Source organism: Bradyrhizobium sp. USDA3010 (assembly GCF_056429065.1).
The window spans coordinates 1-23,125 of record NZ_JBWJZD010000016.1 but is presented as its reverse complement, the minus strand read 5'-3'; the positions used below and the strand labels follow the sequence as shown (position 1 = coordinate 23,125).

General features: G+C 64.6%; 19 protein-coding genes and 1 pseudogene. 15 read left to right on the top strand and 5 right to left on the bottom strand.

Annotated features, from left to right (window positions below):
• Positions 1-49: 49 nt before the first annotated feature.
• Positions 50-1,693 carry a benzoate-CoA ligase family protein gene (locus tag AC066Y_RS23345; RefSeq protein ID WP_478275914.1) on the top strand — a complete coding sequence of 548 codons (1,644 nt, stop codon included), beginning with the start codon at positions 50-52 and terminating at the stop codon, positions 1,691-1,693.
• Between the two features lie 46 nt (positions 1,694-1,739).
• Here the strand turns inward: AC066Y_RS23345 and AC066Y_RS23340 are convergent, their stop codons facing one another.
• Positions 1,740-3,353, bottom strand: a complete 1,614-nt coding sequence (locus AC066Y_RS23340) for a DHA2 family efflux MFS transporter permease subunit (RefSeq protein ID WP_478275913.1) — start codon at positions 3,351-3,353, stop codon at positions 1,740-1,742.
• A gap of 8 nt (positions 3,354-3,361) precedes the next feature.
• Positions 3,362-4,549 (bottom strand): HlyD family secretion protein, encoded by a 1,188-nt coding sequence (locus tag AC066Y_RS23335; protein ID WP_478275912.1) that lies wholly within the window; start codon positions 4,547-4,549, stop codon positions 3,362-3,364.
• Positions 4,550-4,705: 156 nt separating this feature from the next.
• Between AC066Y_RS23335 and AC066Y_RS23330 the strand changes: the two genes are divergently transcribed.
• Positions 4,706-5,416 (top strand): TetR/AcrR family transcriptional regulator, encoded by a 711-nt coding sequence (locus AC066Y_RS23330; protein ID WP_478275911.1) that lies wholly within the window; start codon positions 4,706-4,708, stop codon positions 5,414-5,416.
• On the top strand, positions 5,416-5,838 hold the full coding sequence (locus tag AC066Y_RS23325; protein ID WP_478275910.1) for a hypothetical protein: 423 nt from the start codon (positions 5,416-5,418) through the stop codon (positions 5,836-5,838). Before AC066Y_RS23330 ends, AC066Y_RS23325 begins: the two co-directional genes overlap by 1 nt.
• Positions 5,839-5,860: 22 nt before the next feature.
• Here the strand turns inward: AC066Y_RS23325 and AC066Y_RS23320 are convergent, their stop codons facing one another.
• Both AC066Y_RS23320 and AC066Y_RS23315 read right to left on the bottom strand, forming a co-directional pair.
• A complete protein-coding gene (locus AC066Y_RS23320) occupies positions 5,861-7,558 on the bottom strand; it encodes an ATP-binding protein (protein WP_478275909.1) in 1,698 nt (565 codons plus the stop codon).
• 157 nt (positions 7,559-7,715) lie between these two features.
• Positions 7,716-8,642 carry a LysR family transcriptional regulator gene (locus AC066Y_RS23315; protein WP_207836700.1) on the bottom strand — a complete coding sequence of 309 codons (927 nt, stop codon included), beginning with the start codon at positions 8,640-8,642 and terminating at the stop codon, positions 7,716-7,718.
• Between the two features lie 167 nt (positions 8,643-8,809).
• Here AC066Y_RS23315 and AC066Y_RS23310 point away from each other — a divergent pair, with 167 nt between their 5' ends.
• The 12 genes from AC066Y_RS23310 to AC066Y_RS23255 all read left to right on the top strand — a co-directional run bounded on the left by AC066Y_RS23310 (position 8,810) and on the right by AC066Y_RS23255 (position 22,921).
• Entirely contained in the window at positions 8,810-9,829 is a 1,020-nt protein-coding gene (locus AC066Y_RS23310; RefSeq protein WP_478276020.1) for a class 1 fructose-bisphosphatase, read from the top strand.
• Between the two features lie 11 nt (positions 9,830-9,840).
• Positions 9,841-10,716: a phosphoribulokinase gene (locus tag AC066Y_RS23305; RefSeq protein WP_092127070.1), complete on the top strand. Its 876-nt coding sequence runs from the start codon at positions 9,841-9,843 to the stop codon at positions 10,714-10,716.
• On the top strand, positions 10,713-12,734 hold the full coding sequence (tkt, locus tag AC066Y_RS23300) for a transketolase (protein ID WP_478275908.1): 2,022 nt from the start codon (positions 10,713-10,715) through the stop codon (positions 12,732-12,734). The genes AC066Y_RS23305 and tkt overlap by 4 nt, the downstream gene beginning before the upstream one ends.
• Before the next feature lie 15 nt (positions 12,735-12,749).
• A complete protein-coding gene (gene fba, locus AC066Y_RS23295) occupies positions 12,750-13,832 on the top strand; it encodes a class II fructose-bisphosphate aldolase (RefSeq protein WP_478275907.1) in 1,083 nt (360 codons plus the stop codon).
• Between the two features lie 33 nt (positions 13,833-13,865).
• A complete protein-coding gene (locus tag AC066Y_RS23290) occupies positions 13,866-15,329 on the top strand; it encodes a form I ribulose bisphosphate carboxylase large subunit (RefSeq protein WP_092125323.1) in 1,464 nt (487 codons plus the stop codon).
• 12 nt (positions 15,330-15,341) lie between these two features.
• The gene (locus tag AC066Y_RS23285) at positions 15,342-15,767 is read left to right on the top strand and encodes a ribulose bisphosphate carboxylase small subunit (RefSeq protein ID WP_478275906.1); all 426 of its coding nucleotides are present in this window, start codon (positions 15,342-15,344) and stop codon (positions 15,765-15,767) included.
• A 111-nt stretch (positions 15,768-15,878) separates the two neighbouring features.
• A complete protein-coding gene (cbbX, locus tag AC066Y_RS23280; protein WP_478275905.1) occupies positions 15,879-16,805 on the top strand; it encodes a CbbX protein in 927 nt (308 codons plus the stop codon).
• A complete protein-coding gene (locus AC066Y_RS23275; RefSeq protein WP_478275904.1) occupies positions 16,805-17,521 on the top strand; it encodes an HAD-IA family hydrolase in 717 nt (238 codons plus the stop codon). The genes cbbX and AC066Y_RS23275 overlap by 1 nt, the downstream gene beginning before the upstream one ends.
• A 616-nt stretch (positions 17,522-18,137) precedes the next feature.
• A complete protein-coding gene (gene chvE, locus AC066Y_RS23270; protein WP_229166015.1) occupies positions 18,138-19,205 on the top strand; it encodes a multiple monosaccharide ABC transporter substrate-binding protein in 1,068 nt (355 codons plus the stop codon).
• Positions 19,206-19,262: 57 nt separating this feature from the next.
• Positions 19,263-20,843, top strand: coding sequence for a multiple monosaccharide ABC transporter ATP-binding protein (gene mmsA / locus AC066Y_RS23265; protein WP_478275903.1), 1,581 nt, complete (start codon positions 19,263-19,265; stop codon positions 20,841-20,843).
• Positions 20,840-22,030: a multiple monosaccharide ABC transporter permease gene (gene mmsB, locus AC066Y_RS23260; protein ID WP_478275902.1), complete on the top strand. Its 1,191-nt coding sequence runs from the start codon at positions 20,840-20,842 to the stop codon at positions 22,028-22,030. Before mmsA ends, mmsB begins: the two co-directional genes overlap by 4 nt.
• A gap of 57 nt (positions 22,031-22,087) precedes the next feature.
• Complete coding sequence (locus AC066Y_RS23255) at positions 22,088-22,921, top strand: inositol monophosphatase family protein (protein WP_478275901.1); 834 nt, start codon at positions 22,088-22,090, stop codon at positions 22,919-22,921.
• Between the two features lie 88 nt (positions 22,922-23,009).
• Here the strand turns inward: AC066Y_RS23255 and AC066Y_RS23250 are convergent.
• Positions 23,010-23,125 (bottom strand): annotated as a pseudogene (locus AC066Y_RS23250) (IS30 family transposase); the annotation flags it as partial.

Genomic DNA, 23,125 nt, shown 5'->3' with positions numbered 1-23,125 from the left:
TCTCGATGTTGATCTTGGCCTTTCTGGACGGAAAGCGAGGGGCATTCGAATGTCAGGTGAATTTCCCGGGCTCGGCCCTTCCGGGCATGTCGACGATTTCGCGCGGCGCAACCTGCCGCCATCAGAGCAATGGCCGCAGCTGCTGCTCGACCGGCCCGAATTCAGCTATCCCGATTATCTCAACGCCGCGGTCGAGCTGACCGACCGCATCGTCGAGCAGGGCATGGGCGATCGCATCGCGCTGATCGGCAATGGCCGCCAACGCACCTACAAGGAATTGACCGACTGGTCGAACCGCCTGGCGCATGCGCTGGTGGAGAATTACGGCGTCAAGCCCGGCAATCGCGTCCTGATCCGCTCGGGCAACAACCCTGCGCTGGTCGCGGCCTGGCTCGCGGCGACCAAGGCCGGTGCCGTCGTCGTCAACACCATGCCGATGCTGCGCGCCGGCGAATTGGCCAAGATCGTCGACAAGGCCGAGATTGCGCTGGCGCTGACCGACAGCCGCATCGCGGATGAGCTGGTGGCCTGCGCCAAGACCAGCAAATTCCTCAAGCAGGTCGTCAATTTCGACGGCACGCAAAACCACGATGCCGAGCTCGACCGGATCGCGCTGAACAAGCCGGTCAAGTTCGATGCGGTGAAGACCGGCCGCGACGACGTCGCGCTGCTCGGCTTCACGTCGGGCACCACGGGCGAGCCGAAGGCGACGATGCATTTCCACCGCGATCTCCTGATCGTGGCGGACGGCTATGCCAGGGAAGTGCTCAAGGTGACGCCGGACGACGTGTTCGTCGGCTCGCCGCCGCTCGCATTTACGTTTGGCCTTGGCGGGCTCGCGATCTTCCCGCTGCGCTTCGGCGCCACCGCGACGCTGCTGGAGAACGCGGCGCCGAGCGAGATGATCCGGATCATCGAGACCTATAAGGCGACGATCTGCTTCACGGCGCCGACCGCCTATCGGGCGATGATGGCCGCGATGGACAAGGGCGCGGATCTGTCGTCGCTGCGGCTCGCGGTCTCGGCCGGCGAGACGCTGCCGGCGCCGGTGTTCGAGAGCTGGACCAAGAAGACCGGCAAGCCGATCCTCGACGGCATTGGCAGCACCGAGCTGCTGCACATCTTCATCACCAACCGCGCCGGCAGCGCCGTCGCTGGCACCACGGGCACCCCTGTTACCGGCTACCAGGCCAGGATCGTCGACGAGGACATGAACGAGTTGCCGCCGGGCCAGGTCGGCAAGCTGGCGGTGCGCGGCCCGACCGGCTGCCGCTATCTCGCCGACTCCCGGCAGACCAAATATGTCCGCGACGGCTGGAACATCACCGGCGATGCCTTCGTCAGCGACGAAAACGGCCGGCTGTCATTCGTGGCGCGCGCCGACGACATGATCATCTCGGCGGGCTACAACATCGCTGGTCCCGAGGTCGAGGCCGCGCTGCTCGGCCATCCCGATGTCGCGGAATGCGCGGTGATCGGCGCACCTGACGAGGAGCGGGGACAGATCGTCTCGGCCTTCATCGTGCTGAAACAGGGCGCGCGCAGCGACGATGTCGAGGTCAAGCTGTTGCAGGATCACGTCAAGGCGACGATCGCGCCGTACAAGTATCCCCGCGCGATCGCTTTTGTCGAAGCGTTGCCGAAGACCCAGACCGGAAAGATCCAGCGCTTCAAGCTGCGCGAGGCGAGCTGAGAGGGGACGACGGCCGCTGGCCGTCGCCCCGGGGATCAACGAGAGATCAATGCGCCGCGCCGCCGCCGGCGGTGTTCTTCGGCTTGCCGGTCAACACGATCGCGATCGCAGCGAGCACCAGCACGACGCCGATCACCGCGAAGGCATCGCTGAAGCCAAGCACCAGCGCCTGACGTTTCACGATGTTGCCGATCGCCACGATCGCCTGGCTGTGCGCGGTGGCGGGGTCCGAGATGCCGTGGCTGAGGAAGTAGTTGGTGACCTCGGCGATCCGGGTCCGCACCTCGTCGCGGCCGAGATGCACGGACTGGCCGATGATGTTGGAGTGGAATTGCTCACGCTTGGTGACGATCGTGCTGAGCAGCGCGGTGCCGATCGCGCCGCCGAGGTTGCGCATCATGTTGGAGATACCGGAGGCCGCCGGCGCATCCTGCGGCGCGACGCTGCCGAGGCTGACGGCCGACAGTGGTGCCAGCATGATCGCCTGGCCGACCGCACGGACGATATTCGGGACGAAGAACTGGTCGCCGGAGTAATCGAGCGACATCTGTATGTTCATGAAGGATGAGATCGCGAACAGGATCATGCCGGTGAAGGCGATGAAGCGCGGGTCGAAGCGCTGCATCAGCTTCGGCACCAGCGGGATCAGGATCAGCTGTGGCAGGCCGGTCCAGGCCAGCACCTGGCCGATCTGCTCGGCATTGTAGCGCTGCACCTGACCGAGATAGGCCGGCAGCAGATAGACCGAGCCGAACAGCGCGAAGCCGACGAACACCGCCGAGATCGTGCCGAAGCCGAAGCTCCGCTGGGTCAAGAGGCGCAGCCGGAGCAGCGGCTTCTCGACCACGAGCTCGATCCAGACGAACAGGGTCAGGCTGACGGCGGCGATCACCGCGAGCTTGACGATGAAGGGCGAGCCGAACCAGTCGTCCTTGTTGCCTTCCTCGAGCACCGCCTGCAGCGACGCGAGGCCGATTGCCATTGTGGCGATGCCGAGCCAGTCGCCCTCGCGCAGCAGATGCAGCTGCATCGACTGGCGTTCCAGGGTGAAAGAAAGGGTGATGACCATGACCGCGGTCGGAATCACGTTGACGAAGAAGATGGTCTGCCAGCCGTAATTCTCGGTCAGGTAGCCGCCGATGGTCGGGCCGATCGCCGGCGCAAAGGTCACGGCGAGCGCGAACATCGCAAGGCCGATCGGCTGCTGTACCTTCGGCAGCTTGGTGAAGACCAGCGTGAAGGCCATCGGGATCAGCACGCCGCCGAAGAAGCCCTGCAGGCCGCGCATCGCGATCATCGACGGCAAATCGTGGGTGAAGGCGCAGGCGACCGAGAAGATCGCAAACAGGGTGGCGAAGCCAATGATGATCTTGCGGAACGAGAACACCCGGCTGAGAAAGTCGGTCAGCGGAATGACCACGATCTCGCCGATCAGATAGGACGTCGAGATCCAGGAGCCGTTGTCGACCCCGGTTCCGATGCCGCCCTCGATGTTGAGCAGCGAGGCGTTGGTGATCTGGATGTTGAGGATCGCCATGAAGGCGCCGATCATCGCGGCGACGATGGAAATCCAGACGGCCATGCTGGCGCGGTTGGGATCGACCGCTGCCGCAGCCGGCCGGGGCGCAGCAGCCGGGGAGGAGAGCGCGAGATCGGACATGACATCACCTATTTGAAAGAGGCGACAGCGAGCTTGGGCGAGGCGCTGGAGCGCGGAGTTTCCTCGGCAGGATGCGGCAGCGTCGCGATGGAGGGGATCACCGACATGCCCGGCCGCAGCTCGACTTGCGTGGCGTCGAGCACGATCTTCACCGGAATGCGCTGCACCACCTTGGTGAAGTTGCCGGTAGCGTTGTCTGGTGGCAGCAGCGCGAACTCCTGGCCGCTCGCCGGCGCGAGGCTGTCGACATGACCGCGTACGACCTGACCGGGGAACATGTCGACCTCGATCTCGACCGGCTGCCCCTTGCGGACGTTGGTGAGCTGCGTCTCCTTGTAGTTCGCGATCACGTAGGCGCCGGTGGCCGGCACCAGTGACATCAGTTGCGTGCCGGCCTGGACGAACTGGCCGGTGCGCAGGGTACGGTTGCCGACGACACCGTCGATCGGCGCGATGATGGTGGTGTAGCCGAGGTTCAACTCCGCCTGATGCTGGAGCGCGGTCGCCCGTGCCTGCGCCGCGACGGCCTGGGCGATGTCAGCCTTGAGCAGTTCCACCTGGCGCTCTGCGGAGGCGAGGTTTGCGGTGTCGCGGGCGATGGCGGCCTGCGCGCTGGCGTAGCGCGACTGCGCCTGCTGCGCGTTCTGCACACTGCCGTAGCCGGTGCCCGCGAGGTCGGTGTAACGCTTGTTCTCCTGCTCGGCGAAGGTCTGGTTCGCGGTATCCACGGCGAGCGTTGCGCGCGCCGCTTCGATCACCGAGTGCTGCACGTCGAGCTGCGCGCGCTTGCTGGTGATCGCGGCTTCGGCGGCGGCGACGTCGGCCTTGGCCTGGTCCAGCGCGACCTTGAAATCGCGCTCGTCGATCCGCGCCAGGATCTGGCCGGCGCGCACATGCTCGTTGTCGCCCACCAGCACCGCGCTGAGATAGCCGGACACTTTCGGTGCGATCGTGGTGTTGTCGGCCTTCACATAGGCGTCGTCGGTCGAGACCTGAAAGCGGCCGACTGTCCAGTAATCCCAGCCATACCAGGCGCCGCCCGCGAGCAGGGCGAGGGCTGCGCCGGTCATGAGCAGGCGGCGAAGCTTGCCCTTTGCTGTGGGGGGCTTGGCCGCCTCCGGATTTGCGATCAACTGCTTGGCGGTCTCGGCCGGAACCTGGCTCTCGGCCTTGAAGGACGTTTCGTGCTGGCTCATGGCAGGCGCTCCTGATCGTTCTATCCCGCTGGAAAACCGTAGGATTCTTGATTTCGACGGCCCGGGATAATTAGGAAACTTGATGTTTTCCAAAATAGGGCCCATATTGGGACTGTCAATAGAATGACAGTCATCATCTAAAAGCATGGCTCGCGGATGAACCGGAATGACAAAGACCAGACAGAGCAGACCGCGTCGGCGCCGGAACGGCGCGGCCGCGGGCGGCCACAGCTTCGTTCCGACGACGAGACGCGCGCGCTGATCTATGAGGCCGCGCGGCGCGAATTCTCGGAGCGCGGCTTCGCCGCGGCCAGCATCGCCGACGTCGCCTGCCGCGCCGGCGTGTCCACCAAGACGCTCTATCGTTTGATCCCGACCAAGCTGGCGCTGTTCGAAGGCATGGTGACCGATCGGGTGGAGCGGTTCGTGTCCATCGTGAATCTCGGCGCCTGCGATGGCCGCAATGTTGCGGCGGCGCTGGAGGCCGCGCTGCTGACTTGCGCCGAGCTCATTCTCGATGCCGAGGTCATAGCGCTGCAGCGGATCATCCTGGCCGAGAGCGACAAATTCCCTGACATCGCCGAGACGTTCTATGAGAAGGCCATGCAGCGCTCGATCGCCGCGCTGACCAATTGGCTCGGCGTCCAGCAGCGGCGAGGGCGGATCGTGCTCGATGACACCGAAGTCGCAGCAGGCATGCTGCTCGGCATGCTGGTGTTCAAGCCGCAGCGCGACGTCATGTTCGGGCACAAGCCAGTGCCGACGCGCAGCGAGATCGAAGTGCGCGCCAAGGCTTGCACCGCACTGTTCCTGTCCGGGTGCGCCGTGCCGGCCGACCGGGCCAACAAGCAGAGCGGAGGCGTGTGATGCCGGAGCCGGCCGCGACCTATACCGTAGAGGCGCAGATCTCGCGCGACGACCGGGCCAAATGCGAGGATGTGCTGACGCGCTGGATGGCGGCGCTTAATCGCTATGACGCGTCCGCCATGGGCGCGCTGATGCACTTCCCGCATGTGCGGATCGCCGGCGGCGTGGTCACCGTCTATCAGCAGCCCGGCAACAATCCGATGGACCTGTTCGAGCGGCTGCGCAAACAGGATGGCTGGCATCACAGCGTCTGGAACGAGACCAGGCTCGTGCAGTCCTCGCCGGCCAAGGCCCATTACGCCGTCCGCTATACGCGCTACCGCGAGGACGGATCGGTCATCGGGGTCTACGATTCCCTCTATGTGCTGAGCCTGCTCGGCGGCGCCTGGAAGATCCAGAGCCGCTCGAGCTTTGGTCCCTGAGCAAGTGGCGTTACACGCCGCGTTACTTGGCCGCCACCGCCGATGCGGGAGGCTGGGTCAGCACCTGCCGGATCATCCGGGCGAGATCGGCCTTGCGATAGGGCTTGGGCAATAGCGTCACGTCCGGGTCGAGACGGCCGTGATGAATGATCGCGTCCTCGGTATAGCCCGAGGTGAAGAGCACGCGCACCGAGGGCAGCTTGGCGATCACGGCATCGGCCACCTGCCGGCCGTTCATGCCGCCGGACATGATGACGTCGGTGAACAGCACGTCGCAGACGAAGCCCTGCTCGACCGCAGCCAATGCTTCCGGACCGTTGGCGGTGACCATGGTGCGGTAGCCGAGCTGCTCGAGCTGGGCGGCGACGTAATTGCGGACCAGCGGATCGTCCTCGACGACCAGGATGGATTCATGGCCGCCACGCGTGTCGACCGGTGCGGGCGGCTCGACGTCGACCATGTTGCCCATGCTGCGCGGCAGATAGAGCTTGATCGACGTGCCGTGGCCTTCTTCGGAATAAATCTTGAGATGCCCGTCGGACTGCTTGATGAAGCCGTACACCATGCTGAGCCCGAGGCCGGTGCCCTTGCCGGTATCCTTGGTGGTGAAGAACGGCTCGAACACCTTGTCGCGGATTGCCGCGGGAATGCCGCCGCCGGTGTCGCTGACCGCGACCATCACATATTCACCCGCCCGCACATCGAGGTTGGCGGCGGCATAAACCTCGTCAAGGATGACGTTGCTGGTCTCCAGCATCAGCTTGCCGCCGTCGGGCATCGCATCGCGGGCATTGAGGGCGAGATTGAGCAGTGCGGTCGACATGTGGCTGGGGTCGATGAACGCGGGCCAGGCGTCGGGTTCGAGCGCGGTGTCGATTTCGATCTGCTCGCCGAGCGACGGGCGCAGCAGTCGCGCGGTGTCCTGCACCAGCGTGTTGAGGTTCGCTTCACGCGGTTGCAGCGGCTGCTGGCGCGAGAAGGCCAGCAGATGCTTGGTCACCTCGGCACCGCGAAACGCGGCGTCGCTGATCATTTTAGTCACCGACGACAGCGCGGCGTCATGTTCAACGGCCTCGGCGAGGATGTCGATCAGACCGGTGATGACCGTCAAGATGTTGTTGAAGTCGTGGGCGATGCCGCCGGTGAGGTGCCCGACGGCCTCCATCTTCTGCACCTGGCGCAGCTTCTGCTCGGCCTCAAGCTGTTCCCGCGCGGCCTCGACCTCGCGGGCACGCATGAAGATTTCAGCTTCCATCTGCTCGGTGCGTTCGCGCAGCCGGTCGGTCAGCTTGTCCTGCTCGGCGCCGCGCTGCTTCAGCTGAATGAAGCCGGTGACGTCTTCCACCCGATGGATGATGTAGTTGAATTGTCCGCTCGGCCCGAACACCGGCGTATTGCGCGGGCTCCAGTAGCGTTCCTCGAATCCGCCGCCCTCTGACTCGGGCTTGCGGATATCGTATTTCTGCACCGACATGGTGTCGGGGCGGCGGAACTGGACCACGCGTTCCAGCGAGGCGCGCAGGTTGCGCACGCCGTCGGCGGCCGGATCGTCCGGATTATCGGGAAATACGTCGAACAGCCCGCGCCCAAGGATCGCGGCGCGCTCGGTCTTGGTGGCGCGCAGATAGGCGTCGCTTACTGCCACGATGCTGAAGTCAGGCTGCGTCAGCACCAGATAGAGGCCGGGCGCCGCCTCGAATAACGCCTTGAAGTCAGGCATCGGCGGGGACTGGTTCTGCAGTTCATCCTCCCTCGCAGGGATACGGTCCGCGCGTGACCGCAGTCAAGATGTGGCACGCGTTCGCGGGAACTTCAATGCTTAACATACGGCGCTAACTCGATTTTTTCGATCGAACCGGCATCGCAACGTCGCGGCGCTAGCGCGAATTGGGCAGATAGCGCCAGCCCTCCTTGCCCAGGAAGTCCAGCATGGCCTGCGCGGGCGGCAGCAGGATCTTGTCGGTGCGCCTGATTGCGTGCCACTGCCGGACGATCGGCAGGCCCTTCACCTTGAGCACCACCAGGCGGCCATCCTCCAGCTCATGGAACACGGTGTGCTGGGAAATGAAGGCGATGCCGAGCCCGGCCATGACCGCCTGCTTGATGGTCTCGTTGCTGTCCATCGCCATGCCGAGCTTCGGCTCAAGTCCGACCCGCTCGAAATATTGCTGCATCAGCATCCGCGTGCCCGATCCCTGCTCGCGGGTGATGAAGGTTTCATTGGCGAGCTCCGATGTCGCGACGTGCCGCCGCCGCGCCAGCCGGTGATCGGGCGCGGCGATGATGAAGTGCGGATGCCGGCCGAGCGGCTTCATCTCGACTTCGACATCGGCCGGCGGCCGGCCCATCACCGCGATGTCGAGATCGTAGCCGCGCAGCGCGTCGCGGATTTCCTCGCGGTTGCCGATCCTGAGCGTGACCTCGATCTTGGGAAAGCGGCGCGAGAACGCCGCGATTGCGAACGGCACGAAGTATTTCGCGGTCGAGACCGCGCCCATCGCGACGCGGCCGCCGCTGCGGCCGGCGATCATGTCGAGCGACTGCTCGCAGTCCTTCAGCGCCGCCTCGATCCGCTCGATGAGCGCCAGCACATGCGCGCCGGCATCGGTCAGCGCCATGCCGTCGCCGGTGCGCTGGATCAACGGCAGTCCCGCGAGCGCCTGCAGGTTACGGAGCTGCAGCGTCACCGCCGGCTGCGTCAGGTTGAGCTGATTGGCCGCCGACGTGATCGAGCGGGCCGCGTGCACGGCCGACAGCGCACGCAGCTGGCGGATGGTGAGATCCCGCGAGAAGTTGCCGGCCATCACAAGCTCCATAAGAAATACTTTGCCCAGACCCAAGATAATGAAATTTCCCTAATTGGGCAATTCGCGCGTTGATAGGGCGAAGGCGACTCCCCTGCGGTCGCCTCTCGACGCCTCGGGACAGAGAGCGCGATCAAAGGGAGTGGCCGGTGGAGATTCGTCCTGCATTGCATGCCCATCTGGAGTGGCCGGCGCAGCACAACCCGTTGCGCGCCGCGACCGTTACGGTGATCGAAGCCCTCGCCGGCGCCGCGATCGAGCTCGCGCGCATCATCGCGGCCGGGCCGCTCGCCGGGATCGGCGGTGAGAGCGGGGGTATCAATCCCGACGGCGATCGCCAGAAGACCATCGACATCGTCGCCGACGGCCTGATGCGCGACGCATTGCGCACTGCGCCGGTCGCCGCGGTTCTCTCGGAGGAGGTCGAGCTGCCGGAGACGCTCGATACCGATGCGCCGCTCTGCGTCGCGATCGATCCGCTCGATGGATCCGCCAATCTCGAAAACAACATCTCGATCGGCACGATCTTCTCGATCCGGCCGAAGGGAAACGACGTCATCTCGACCTTCTTCGAGCCCGGTACGGCGCAATGTGCGGCGGGCTGCTTCATCTACGGTCCGCAGACCGTGCTGGTGCTGGCGCTCGACCAGCGCGTCGATTGCTTCACGCTGGATCCGCGAGCCGGCGAGTTCGTCCTGACTGCGCGCGACCTCCGGGTGCCGCAGAACGCGACGGAATTCGCCATCAACGCCTCGAACCGGCGGCACTGGAGCGGCCCGGTGCGCAACTACATCGACGAGTGTCTTGCCGGCGTGAACGGCGAGCGCGGCCAGGATTTCAACATGCGCTGGATCGGCTCGCTGGTGGCCGAGGCCTACCGCATCCTGATGCGTGGCGGCGTGTTCCTGTATCCGGCGGATGCGCGCCAGGGCTACCGTGAAGGCCGGCTGCGTCTGCTCTATGAGGCGCATCCCATCGCACTGATCATGGAATGGGCGGGCGGTGCTGCCTCGAGTGGCCGGTCGCGCATTCTCGAACTCTCGGCACGTACGCCGCATCAGCGTGTGCCGCTGATCATGGGATCGGCGCGCGCCGTGCGCGACGTCGATGCGATCCACCTGACCGTCGAGCCGTTGTTCGAGAGCAGCGATGCCCCGCTGTTCGCGCGGCGCGGCCTGTTCCGCTGAGGGGGGAGCGCATGTCTCGTCGACATCCCATCATCTCGATCACCGGTTCGTCCGGTGCCGGCACCACCTCGGTGAAGAAGACGTTCGAGAATATCTTCCGCCGCGAGAATGTGGTCGCGGCCTATATCGAGGGCGACGCGTTCCACCGCTACGACCGCGCCGAGATGCGCAGCCAGATGCTGGAGAAGGCCGAGCGCGGCGACAAGCATTTCAGCCATTTCAGCCCCGAGACCAATTTGTTCGAGGAACTGGAGAAGCTGTTCAGCGACTATGCCGAGACCGGCACCGGAACGACGCGGCACTATGTGCACGACGAAGAGGAATCGCGGCTCTACGGCGCCAAGCCCGGCACCTTCACCGCATGGGAGGCGCTGCCGGAGAATTCCGACCTCTTGTTCTACGAGGGCCTGCACGGCGCCGTGGTGACCGACAAGGTGAACGTCGCGCAGCACGCCGACCTCAAGATCGGCGTCGTGCCGGTGATCAACCTCGAATGGATCCAGAAGCTGCATCGCGATCGCAGCCATCGCGGCTACTCCACCGAGGCGGTGACCGACACCATCCTGCGCCGCATGCCCGACTACGTGAACTACATCTGCCCGCAATTCAGCGAGACCGACATCAACTTCCAGCGCGTGCCGACGGTCGATACGTCGAACCCGTTCATCGCGCGCTGGATCCCGACGCCGGATGAATCGATGGTTGTGATCCGGCTGAAGAACCCGCGCGGCATCGATTTCCCCTATCTGCTCTCGATGATCCCGAACAGCTTCATGTCGCGCGCCAATTCGATCGTGATTCACGGCGCCAAGCTCGATCTCGCGATGCAGCTCATCCTGACCCCGCTGATCCTGCAATTGATCGAACGAAAGAGGCGAACGATATGACCGCACTTGCGTCCGTTGCCAGCCGTCCCGAAATCAGCCACGACGAGATGGCCAACGCCATCCGCTTCCTCGCCATCGACGCGGTCGAGCAGGCGAAGTCCGGCCATCCCGGCATGCCGATGGGGATGGCCGATGTCGCGACTGTGCTGTTCACGGACTTCCTGAAGTTCGATCCGGCCGATCCGGCCTGGCCCGACCGCGACCGCTTCGTGCTGTCCGCCGGTCACGGCTCGATGCTGCTCTACGCACTGCTCTATCTGACGGGCTACGCGACCATGACGCTCGATCAGCTCAAGGCCTTCCGGCAATGGGGATCGCAAACCCCGGGCCATCCCGAGTATGGTCATACGCCCGGTGTCGAGACCACGACCGGGCCGCTCGGGCAGGGGATCGCGACCGCGGTCGGCATGGCGCTCGCCGAGCGCTTGATGAACGCCCGCTTCGGCGACGATCTCGTCGATCACTACACCTATGTGATCGCCGGCGATGGCTGCCTGATGGAAGGCCTCAGCCACGAGGCGATCTCGCTCGCCGGCCATTTGCGGCTGAACCGGCTGATCGTGCTGTTCGACGACAACCAGATCTCCATCGACGGCGCCACCTCGCTGTCCTGTTCCGACGACCAGACGGTGCGGTTCAAAGCCAGCGGCTGGAACGTCTGCCGCATCGACGGCCACGATCCGCAGGCGATCTCTGCTGCGATCAGGCAGGCACGAGCGAGCGATCGTCCGTCGCTGATCGCCTGCCGCACGGTGATCGGGTTCGGTGCGCCGAACCGGCAGGGCAGCGAGAAGGTGCATGGCGCGCCGCTCGGCGCCGACGAGACGGCGAAGACCCGCACCGCACTACGCTGGCCGTATCCGGCATTCGAGGTCCCCGATGCGGTGCTGGCGGAATGGCGCGAGCTCGGTGGCCGCGGCCGCGACGCACGGCGGGCCTGGATCGAGCGTTCGCGCGGCGCCTGCAAGGCGGATAACGGCGAGCGGTCTCCGTTCCACGACGCGCTGAACCGGAAATTGCCCTGCGCCTATGCCGAGGCGATGGCGAAGCTCGTTGAGCGGTTTGCGACCGAGCAGCCAAGACTCGCCACGCGACAGGCCTCGCAGCAGGTTATCGACGTGATCGCCGAAGCGTTGCCGAATCTCCTGGGTGGCTCGGCCGACCTCACGCACTCCAATCTCACGCTGGCGAAGTCGCAGGTTTCGGTGCGGCCGGAAACGCTGGACGGCAGCTATATCCACTACGGCATCCGCGAGCATGGCATGGCGGCGGCGATGAACGGCATTGCGCTGCATGGCGGGTTCATTCCCTATGGCGGAACCTTCCTCAGCTTTGCCGATTACAGCCGGCCGGCGATCCGGCTCGCAGCATTGATGGGCATCCGCGTCATCCATGTGATGACCCATGACTCGATCGGGCTCGGCGAGGACGGGCCGACGCATCAGCCGGTCGAGCATCTCGCGGCGCTGCGGGCGATCCCGAACCTGCTGGTGTTCCGTCCGGCCGATGCGGTAGAGACCGCGGAAGCCTGGGACTGCGCGCTGAAGGCAGAGACGTCGCCGTCGATCCTCTGTCTGTCGCGGCAAGCGCTGCCGACGGTCCGCGACGGCAGCAAGGACAACCAGGTCGCGCTCGGCGCCTACGTTCTCGTCGAGCCGGCCTTCGGGCGTGACGTCACCCTGATTGCAACGGGTTCGGAGGTGTCGATCGCGCTCGAAGCCGCAAGGCTGCTGGCGGAACAAGGGGTGCAGGCCGCGGTCGTCTCGGCGCCGTGCTTCGACCTGTTCCGCCAGCAGCCGCGCGACTATCGCGCCCAGGTGCTGGGCAGCGCGCCGCGCGTCGGCGTGGAAGCCGCCGTCGAGGGCGACTGGGCCCGCTGGCTCGGCGACGACGGCGTATTCGTCGGCATGACCGGCTTCGGCGCATCCGCACCGGCCGATGTGCTCTACCGCGAATTCGGCATTACGCCGGCGGCGATTGCCGTTGCGGCAAGACAGCTCATGCAACGAGCGAATTGAAAGGAGGGCGCCATCATGGCGCGGATAACCTTGAGGCAATTGCTGGACCATGCCGCCGAACGCGGCTACGGCGTGCCGGCCTTCAACATCAACAACATGGAGCAGGGCCTCGCCATCATGGAGGCGGCGGCGGCCTGCGATGCGCCTGTCATCATCCAGGCTTCGCGCGGCGCGCGGTCCTACGCCAACGACATCATGCTGGCGAAGATGATCGACGCACTGGAGGAGATGCATCCGCAGATCCCGCTCTGCCTGCATCTTGATCACGGCAACGAAGAGGCGACCTGCGCCACCGCGATCCGCTACGGCTTCACCTCGGTGATGATGGACGGTTCGCTCAAGGCCGACGCCAAGACCGCGGCCGACTACGACTACAATGTCGATATCACCCGCCGGGTGGTCGATATGGCGCACTGGGTCGGCGCGTCGGTCGAGGGCGAGCTCGGTGTGCTCGGCTCGCTCGAGCATGGCGGCGGCGAGCAGGAGGACGGTCACGGCGTCGAAGGCAAGCTGAGCCATGACCAGCTGCTCACCGATCCCGACCAGGCGGTCGATTTCGTCCGCGCCACCAAGGTCGATGCGCTCGCGATCGCGATGGGCACCTCGCACGGCGCCTACAAGTTCACGCGGCGACCCGACGGCGAGATCCTGGCGATGCGCGTGGTCGAGGAGATCCATACACGCCTGCCCAATACGCATCTGGTGATGCACGGCTCGTCATCGGTGCCGCAGGCGCTGCAGGACATGTTCAACCAGTTCGGCGGCGAGATGCCGCAGACCTGGGGCGTCCCGGTCGAGGAGATCGTTCGCGGCATCAAGCATGGCGTGCGCAAGGTCAACATCGACACCGATTGCCGGCTGGCGATGGCGGCCGCCTTCCGCAAGGTCGCAGTGCAGTCGAAGAGCGAGTTCGATCCGCGCAAATTCCTGAAGCCGGCGATGGATGCGCTGCGCGAACTCTGCCGTGACCGCTTCGAGCAATTCGGCACGGCCGGCAATGCCGCCAGGATCAAGGTGGTTGCGCTGCCGGAGATGGCCCGTCGCTATCGCGCCGGCGCGCTCGATCCGCAGATTGGAAAGATCACCCAGGCCGCCTGAGCAGATGGCGACGAACGACGACAGGAGATTGAGATGAACATACAGCCATCGATTACCGTGCGTGGCAAGGATCGCTACAAGTCCGGCGTGATGGAATACAAGCGGATGGGCTATTGGGAGCCGAACTACGAGCCCAAGGACACCGACGTGATCGCGCTGTTTCGCGTCACCCCGCAGGACGGCGTCGATCCGACCGAAGCCTGCGCGGCGGTGGCGGGCGAATCCTCGACCGCAACCTGGACCGTGGTGTGGACCGATCGGCTGACCGCCGCGGAGAAATACCGGGCGAAGTGCTACCGCGTCGATCCGGTGCCGAACTCGCCGGGCAGCTACTTCGCCTATATCGCCTACGACCTCGATTTGTTCGAGCCGGGCTCGATCTCGAACCTGACGGCCTCGATCATCGGCAACGTGTTCGGCTTCAAGCCGCTGAAGGCATTGCGCCTCGAGGACATGCGGCTGCCGATCGCCTATGTGAAGACGTTCCAGGGCCCGGCGACCGGCATCGTGGTGGAGCGCGAGCGGCTCGACAAGTTCGGCCGTCCCTTGCTCGGCGCCACCGTGAAGCCGAAGCTCGGCCTGTCCGGCCGCAACTACGGCCGCGTCGTCTATGAAGCCTTGAAAGGCGGGCTCGACTTCACCAAGGACGACGAGAACATCAACTCGCAGCCCTTCATGCACTGGCGCGAGCGCTTCCTGTACTGCATGGAGGCGGTCAACCGCGCACAGGCCGCGACCGGCGAGATCAAGGGCACCTACCTCAACGTCACCGCGGCGACGATGGAGGACATGTACGAGCGCGCCGAGTTCGCCCATGAGCTCGGCTCCAACATCGTCATGATCGATCTCGTGATCGGCTATACCGCGATCCAGTCGATGGCGAAGTGGGCGCGCCGGAACAACATGATCCTGCATCTGCACCGTGCCGGCCATTCGACCTACACGCGGCAGCGCAGCCATGGCGTCTCGTTCCGCGTGATCGCGAAATGGATGCGGCTCGCCGGTGTCGATCACATCCATGCCGGCACGGTGGTCGGCAAGCTCGAGGGCGATCCCAACACCACGCGCGGCTACTACGACATCTGCCGCGAGGACTTCAACCCGATGCAGCTCGAGCACGGCGTGTTCTTCGACCAGAACTGGGCAAGCCTCAACAAGCTGATGCCGGTGGCCTCCGGCGGCATTCATGCCGGCCAGATGCACCAGCTGCTCGACCTGCTCGGCGAGGACGTCGTGCTGCAGTTCGGCGGCGGCACGATCGGCCATCCCCGCGGCATCCAGGCCGGCGCCACCGCCAACCGCGTCGCGCTGGAAGCCATGATCCTCGCCCGCAACGAGGGACGCGACTACGTCCATGAGGGACCGGAGATCCTGGCGAAGGCGGCGCTGACCTGCACGCCGCTGCGCGAGGCGCTCGACGTCTGGAAGGACGTGACCTTCAACTACGAGTCGACCGACGCCCCCGATTTCGTTCCCACGCCGAGCATGGCGGTCTGACAGGAGTTTCTCATGCGCGTGACCCAAGGCTGCTTCTCTTTCCTGCCCGATCTCACCGATGAGCAGATCGCCGCGCAGGTGCAATACTGCCTCGACAAGGGCTGGGCGGTGAACATCGAGTTCACCGACGATCCGCATCCCCGCAACACCTATTGGGACATGTGGGGCCTGCCGATGTTCGACCTGCGCGATGCGGCCGGCATCATGAAGGAGCTCGCCGACTGCCGGCGCGTCTATGGCGACCGCTACATCCGGATCTCCGGTTTCGATTCCAGTCACGGCTGGGAGTCGGTTCGCATCTCCTTCATCGTCAACCGGCCGCGCGAGGAACCCGGCTTCCGGCTCGATCGCCAGGAAGTTGCCGGACGCAACCAGCGTTACGCGACGCATTCCTATGCGGCGAGCCGCCCCGAGGGCGACCGCTACACCGATCGTTGACCGCGTCCGGCTTGCAAGCCAGGCGGATTGCTCCCTCGACCGTCCTGGTCCGGATGCACTTCTCCGTCGTCGCCGCCGCGGCGACGGAGCTTTTCTCGAAGCGAGAGGATAATGACGCAAGCGCAAGAACAGATCCGCGAGACGCCGCTCGAGACCATCGACCTCCGGCATGAATTCGCCGACCTCGGCATTGGCGACGTGCTCGATCAGCTCGATTCCGAATTGATCGGCCTGAAGCCGGTGAAGACGCGCATCCGTGAGATCGCCTCGCTGCTACTGGTCGAACGCATCAGGCAGAAGATGGCGCTGGCGACGACGTTCCCGACGCTGCACATGTCGTTCACCGGCAATCCCGGCACCGGCAAGACCACGGTCGCGCTGCGGATGGCCGGCATCCTGCACAAGCTCGGCTTCGTCCGCCGTGGCCACGTCATCAGCGTCACGCGCGATGATCTTGTCGGGCAATATATCGGCCACACCGCGCCGAAGACGAAAGAGATATTGAAGAAGGCGATGGGCGGCGTGCTGTTCATCGACGAGGCGTATTACCTGTACCGCCCCGAAAACGAGCGCGACTACGGCCAGGAGGCGATCGAGATCCTGCTCCAGATCATGGAACAGCAGCGCGAGGATCTGGTGGTGATCCTGGCCGGCTATGGCGACCGCATGGAGAAGTTCTTCCAGAGCAATCCGGGGTTCCGCTCGCGCATCGCGCATCACATCGACTTCCCCGACTATTCCGACGGCGAGTTGCTCTGGATCGCCGAGCTGATGTTGCAGCAGCAGAATTATCGATTCTCCCCGGAAGCGCGCGAGGCCTTCACCCGGTACATCGGCATCCGCAAGGAACAGCCGCTGTTCTCCAATGCGCGCTCGATCCGCAACGCGCTCGACCGCATCCGGCTGCGCCAGGCCAACCGGATCGTGGCAAAGCTCGACCGCACGCTCACGGCGGACGACGTGATGTCGATCGAGGCCGGCGACGTGCTTGCGAGCCGCGTGTTCGCGAAAGGGGCGGGCGCGGCGGGCGAGGGATGATGAACCAGGCGCTCGCAGCGATCCGGGCCGCCGGGATGCGCGACATCATCGCGGGCGCCCGCGCCTTGATCTTCGACGTCGACGGCACGCTCGCCGAAACCGAGGAAGTGCATCGCCGCGCCTTCAATGAGGCGTTCGCCGAGGCCGGTCTCGATTGGTTCTGGGACCAGGTCACCTACGCGCGGCTGCTTCGGGTCGCCGGAGGCAAGGAGCGCATCCGAGCCTACGACCAGCTTAACGCGGTTCCGTCGCTGACGTTTTCCGACATCGCGGACCTGCATGGAATCAAGACCAAGCGCTACGCCGCGCTGATCGCGGCGGGTGACTGCCCGTTGCGGCCGGGCGTGAGGGCCTGGCTCGCCGGCGCGCGCAGCCGCGGCCAGCGTCTGGCAATCGCCACGACGACCTCGCATGGCAATATCGATGCGCTGCTGTCGGTTGCGCTGGGGCCGGCCTGGGCCGATCTGTTCGAGGCGATCGTGGCCGGCGACGACGTGCCGCGGAAGAAGCCGGCACCCGATGTCTATGTCGAGGTGCTGGCGCGGCTCGCGCTTGGCCCGGCGGATTGCATTGCCGTCGAGGATTCCGGCAACGGCCTCATCGCGGCTGCGCGGGCGGGCATCCCCGTGGTCATCACCCGCAGCACCTATTTCAGCGACGACGATTTCGCCGGAGCGTTGCTTGTTGTTGACGATCTGTCTGACATCGACGCCTGAAGGTCCGCTGCCGCCGGGCCGGCAGTTCTGATTAATTTATTCTGGAAGTTAAATAAATGATGCTTGCCTCCATTACGTAGTAGGGGCACAATCTCACCAAAGGTTGTCAGAAGCAGCGCCGCACCTAGCGGATAGTGAGGCTTGCTCAACTATTTCGGGAGATAACGCCTCGTGACCCTCCATGTCGCCGGTCAATTTATTTGGATATCTAAATAAATGACCAGTCGGTGCGCGCATTCATATAGCAGGGGTGGCATCCACCAAAGGTTGCTCGAGACGGTGACGTACCACCAGAAATTCTGGCGGGTGGTAGCGCTTGCCAACAGTTCCGGGAGACCGGCGCCTCATGATCCTCCACATCATTCCGACACCTCGTTCATCCCACGACATGACGCGCGGGTGAACTTGGTATTGCAGGATCGAGATGGCTGACTGTGCGGAGTAAGCATTGGCGCTGTTGACGGGTTCAATCGACATTCCGCTATTTCGGGTCGTGACAGTCCTGGCGCCGATCCCGCATCGCCGTAGATCTGCGGCCGGCCCACGAATGATAGCCGTCGATTGACGCGGTCCACGGCAACGGTACCCTCAACCCAAAAAACCAAGGGAGCGAAGCATGTTCAAACTGAAGGTCTCGTTGATCGCACTGGCGTTGGCAGGTCTTACTGCGACCGCACCGGACGCACGCGCCCAGAGCAAGCCGACCATCGGCATCGCGATGCCGACCAAATCCTCGGCGCGCTGGATCGACGACGGCAACAACATGGTCAAGGTGCTGAAGGAACGCGGCTACGGTACCGACTTGCAATATGCCGACGACGACATCCCGAACCAGCTCTCCCAGGTCGAGAACATGGTGACCAAGGGCGCCAAGGTCCTGGTCATCGCGGCAATCGACGGCACCACGCTGTCCGATGCGCTGAAGCAGGCCAAGGCCCAGGGCATCACGGTGATCGCCTATGACCGCCTGATCCGGGACACGCCGAACGTCGACTATTACGCGACCTTCGACAATTTTCAGGTCGGCGTGCTGCAGGCAGGGTCGATCGTGAATGCGCTCGGGCTGAAGGACGGCAAGGGACCGTTCAACATCGAGCTGTTCGGCGGCTCGCCCGACGACAACAACGCCTATTTCTTCTACGACGGTGCGATGTCGGTGCTGAAGCCGTATATCGACAGCGGCAAGCTTGTCGTTGCGAGCGGCCAGACGGGCATGGGTAAGGTCGCGACCTTGCGCTGGGACGGCGCGACCGCGCAGGCACGGATGGACAATCTGCTCAGCGCCTTCTACGGCAAGAAGCGCGTCGATGCGGTGCTGTCGCCTTATGACGGCCTGTCGATCGGCATCATCTCCTCCCTGAAGGGCGTCGGTTACGGCAGCAAGGATCAGCCGATGCCGTTCGTTAGCGGCCAGGATGCCGAGGTGCCCTCGATCAAGGCCATGCTGCGCGGCGAGCAATATTCGACCATCTTCAAGGACACCCGCGATCTCGCCAAGGTCACGGCCGACATGGTCGATGCCGTGCTGAGCAAGAAGGAGGTCAGCGTCAATGACACCAAGACCTACAACAACGGGGTCAAGGTGGTTCCGTCCTATCTGCTGAAGCCGGTCGTGGTGGATAAGACCAATTGGGAGAAAGTCCTGATTGACAGCGGCTACTACAAACGTTCGCAATTCGACTAAGGCGGGCGAGCGGGGCTGATAGCGCCGAGGCCTAGTGACGTTGCGGGATGTGATCCGATGACGGCGATGCTTGAGATGCGTGACGTCAGCAAGAGCTTTGCCGGCGTGCAGGCACTGCGCGACGTCAATTTCACCGTGCAAGCCGGGCAGATCCATGCGCTGGTCGGCGAGAACGGCGCGGGCAAGTCGACCCTGATGAAGGTGCTGAGCGGGGTCTATCCCGCCGGCAGCTATGAAGGGTCGATCCTGTTCGATGGTGAGGAGCGCCGGTTCCGCGACATCAACGACTCCGAGGCGCTGGGGATCATCATCATCCACCAGGAGCTGGCGCTCATCCCGCTGATGTCGATCGCCGAGAACATCTTTCTGTCACGCGCGCCGTCGCGGTTCGGGGTGGTGGACCGCAATGCGGTGTACCGGCGGACGGCCGAGCTGCTGGCGCAGGTCGGCCTGCGCGAATCGCCGGACACGCTCGTCACTGATCTCGGCGTCGGCAAGCAGCAGTTGGTCGAGATCGCCAAGGCACTGTCGAAGAAGGTGCGTCTCCTGATCCTGGACGAGCCGACCGCGAGCCTCAACGAGGCCGACAGTGCCGCGCTGCTGGACCGGCTGTTGGTATTCCGCGAGCAGGGCATCGCCTCGATCCTGATCTCGCACAAGCTGAACGAAGTCGCGCGCGTCGCCGACCGGATCACGGTGCTGCGCGACGGCCGCACTGTCGATAGCATCGATTGCCGAACCGAGCAGGTCGACGAGGACCGCATCATCCGCAGCATGGTCAACCGCGATCTCGCGCATCGTTTCCCCGAGCGAAACGTTGCGATCGGCGATCCCGTGATGACGGTGGAGAACTGGTCGGTGTATCACCCGCTGCATACCGCCCGGCAGGTGATCAAGAACGTCGATTTCAGGGTGCGCCGCGGCGAGGTGGTCGGCATCGCCGGCCTGATGGGCGCCGGTCGCACCGAGTTCGCCATGAGCCTGTTCGGCAGAGCCTGGGGCTACAATATCTCCGGCAGGATCAGCCTTGACGGACGCGAGGCCAACCTCGCCAGCGTGCCGGCCGCGATCCGTGCCGGCCTCGCCTATGTCACCGAGGACCGCAAGCAGCTCGGCTTGATCCTCGCCGACGACGTCCGCAAGAACGTGACGCTGGCGAGCCTGCGCCAGGTGTCGGATCGCGGCGTGATCGACGATGTCGTCGAGCTGAAGGCCGCGAGCGATTACCGCAACCGGATGCGGATCCGCTGTTCCGACGTCTATCAGGAGGCCGGACAGCTCTCGGGTGGCAACCAGCAGAAGGTGGTGCTGTCGAAATGGCTGATGACCGATCCGCAGGTGCTGCTGCTGGACGAGCCGACCCGCGGCATCGACGTCGGGGCAAAATACGAGATCTATTGTATCATCAACGAGCTCGCGGAGGCCGGCAAGGGCGTCGTGGTGATCTCGTCGGAAATGCCGGAACTGCTCGGCATCTGCGACCGGATCTGCGTGATGAATGACGGCGCCTTCGTCGGCGAGTTCGCGAAGGGCGACGCGACGCAGGAGAAGATCATGCGCGCCATCATGCGCAATGTCAGGATGTCTGGGAACGGCGCCCCTGCCAGTGAGCTGCGGGCGGGAGGCGGAGCACAATGACCGACAAGACGGTGTCACTTCCCGAGACTGCCAAGCATTCCGGCTTCATCAAGAACAATCTGCGCAACTACGGCATGCTGCTGTCGCTGCTCGCGATCATGCTGTTCTTCGAGATAGTGACCGACGGCACGCTGCTGCAGCCGGTCAATCTCACCAATCTCGTGCTGCAGAACAGCTACATCGTGATCATGGCGCTCGGCATGCTGCTGGTGATCGTCACCGGGCATATCGACCTGTCGGTCGGCTCCGTCGCCGGATTCGTCGGCGCGGTCGCTGCGGTGCTGATGGTGAGCTACCATGTCGACTACCCGACCGCCTTCATCGTCTGTCTCTTGATCGGTGCCGCGATCGGCGCTGCGCAGGGCTACTGGGTCGCCTATTTCAAGATTCCGTCCTTCATCGTTACGCTGGCGGGCATGCTGGTGTTCAAGGGCCTTGCGCTCGCGGTGCTGCAGGGTCGGTCGGTCGGGCCGTTTCCGCCGACCTTCCAGAAGCTGTCGTCGGGCTTCATCCCCGAGCTGTTTCCGAGCGCCGGCACGCTCTATCCGACCTCGCTTCTGATCGGCGTCGTGCTGGCGTTCGCGCTGGTGCTCGCGAGCGCCAAGAGCCGGGCGCGCGAGCAGTCGCACGGCATCGAGGTCGAGCCCTATGCGTTCTTCATCGCCAAGAGCATCGCGCTGGCGGGCGCTGTGCTCTATTTCACCTATCTGATCGCCTCGCATCGCGGCCTGCCGAACGTGCTCGTCATCATGACGGTGCTGATCGCGCTGTACGGGTTTGTCACGCGGCGGACCGTGATCGGCCGCCAGATCTATGCGGTTGGCGGCAACGCCAAGGCCGCGAAGCTCTCGGGCGTCAAGACCGAGCGGCTGACCTTCTTCGCGTTCGTCAACATGGGCGTGCTCGCGGCGCTCGCCGGGCTGGTGTTTGCTGCCCGGCTCAACACCGCGACGCCGAAAGCGGGCCTCGGCTTCGAGCTCGACGTGATCGCCGCCTGCTTCATCGGCGGCGCCTCGGCCTATGGCGGCGTCGGCCGGGTCGGCGGCGCAGTGGTCGGTGCCATGATCATGGGCGTGATGAACAACGGCATGTCGATCCTCGGCATCGGCATCGATTATCAGCAAGTGATCAAGGGCCTCGTCCTGCTTGGTGCCGTCTGCATCGATGTCTACAACCAGCGCCGTTGATTGCCGCGCAGTCATGATCCTGCGATAGGGTGACGGCGCAACGCAGGAGATTGCCGCGTGAAACTGTCCCATGCCGATGCGCTGAACATCGGAAACATCCTTGCCGAAGTCGGCCGCACCGAGATCATGCCGCGGTTCCGCCGCGTGCGGGAGATCGAGGTCCGCACCAAGACATCGGCGTTCGACGTCGTCACCGAAGCCGATGAGCTTGCCGAGCAGGCGATCTCGGCCGCGCTGCTCCGGGCGTTTCCGAATGCGGTCGTGATCGGCGAGGAAGGCACGGCACGCGATCCATCCGCGCTCGATCAGGTCGGAACCGCGGAGCTCGCCTTCATCATCGATCCGATCGACGGCACGCGGAACTTCACCTCGAGCCTGCCGCTGTTCGGCACCATGGTGGCCGCCACGATGCGCGGCGAAATCGTGTTCGGCGCGATCCATGATCCCGTGAGCAACGACACTGCGTTCGCGCTGCGCGGCGAGGGCGCGTGGCTCGAGATGCCGGACGGCAGACGGCATGATTTGAAGGTGGCCCCGGCGGTGCCGGTCAAGCGGATGGACGCGGTGGTCGGCGTCAACTTCCTGCCCGAGCCGTTGCGCGCAACGGTCGCCGGCAACCTGTCCAGGCTTGGCGCCAGCGCCTGGCTCAGATGCGCCGCGCACGAGTATCGCATGGCAGCGTCGGGCCATTGCCATCTCTTGTTCTACAACAAGCTGATGCCGTGGGATCATGCCGCGGGCTGGCTGTTGCATCGCGAGGCCGGCGGCTACAGCGCACATTTCGACGGATCGCCCTACAAGCCGGTCAATCTGACCGGCGGCTTGCTCTGCGCGCCCGACGAAGCGAGCTGGCATGCGGCACAGCAGGCGATCCTGACGCCGGCAGGGTAGGGCGGGTGATGCGCTAGAGTATTGAGTTTCGAGCTGAACTGTCGAACAACCCGCTCGGTGTCGTCCCTGCGAAAGCAGGGAGATGGAGTCACGTTTGAAGTGCAACGATTGATTTGAGCTTGGAGAATGCCTCGGCGGGTGTCTTGAAGTCCAGGCATTTGCGTGGGGTATCGTTGAGGCGCTGAGCGAGCCGCCTGAGGGCGG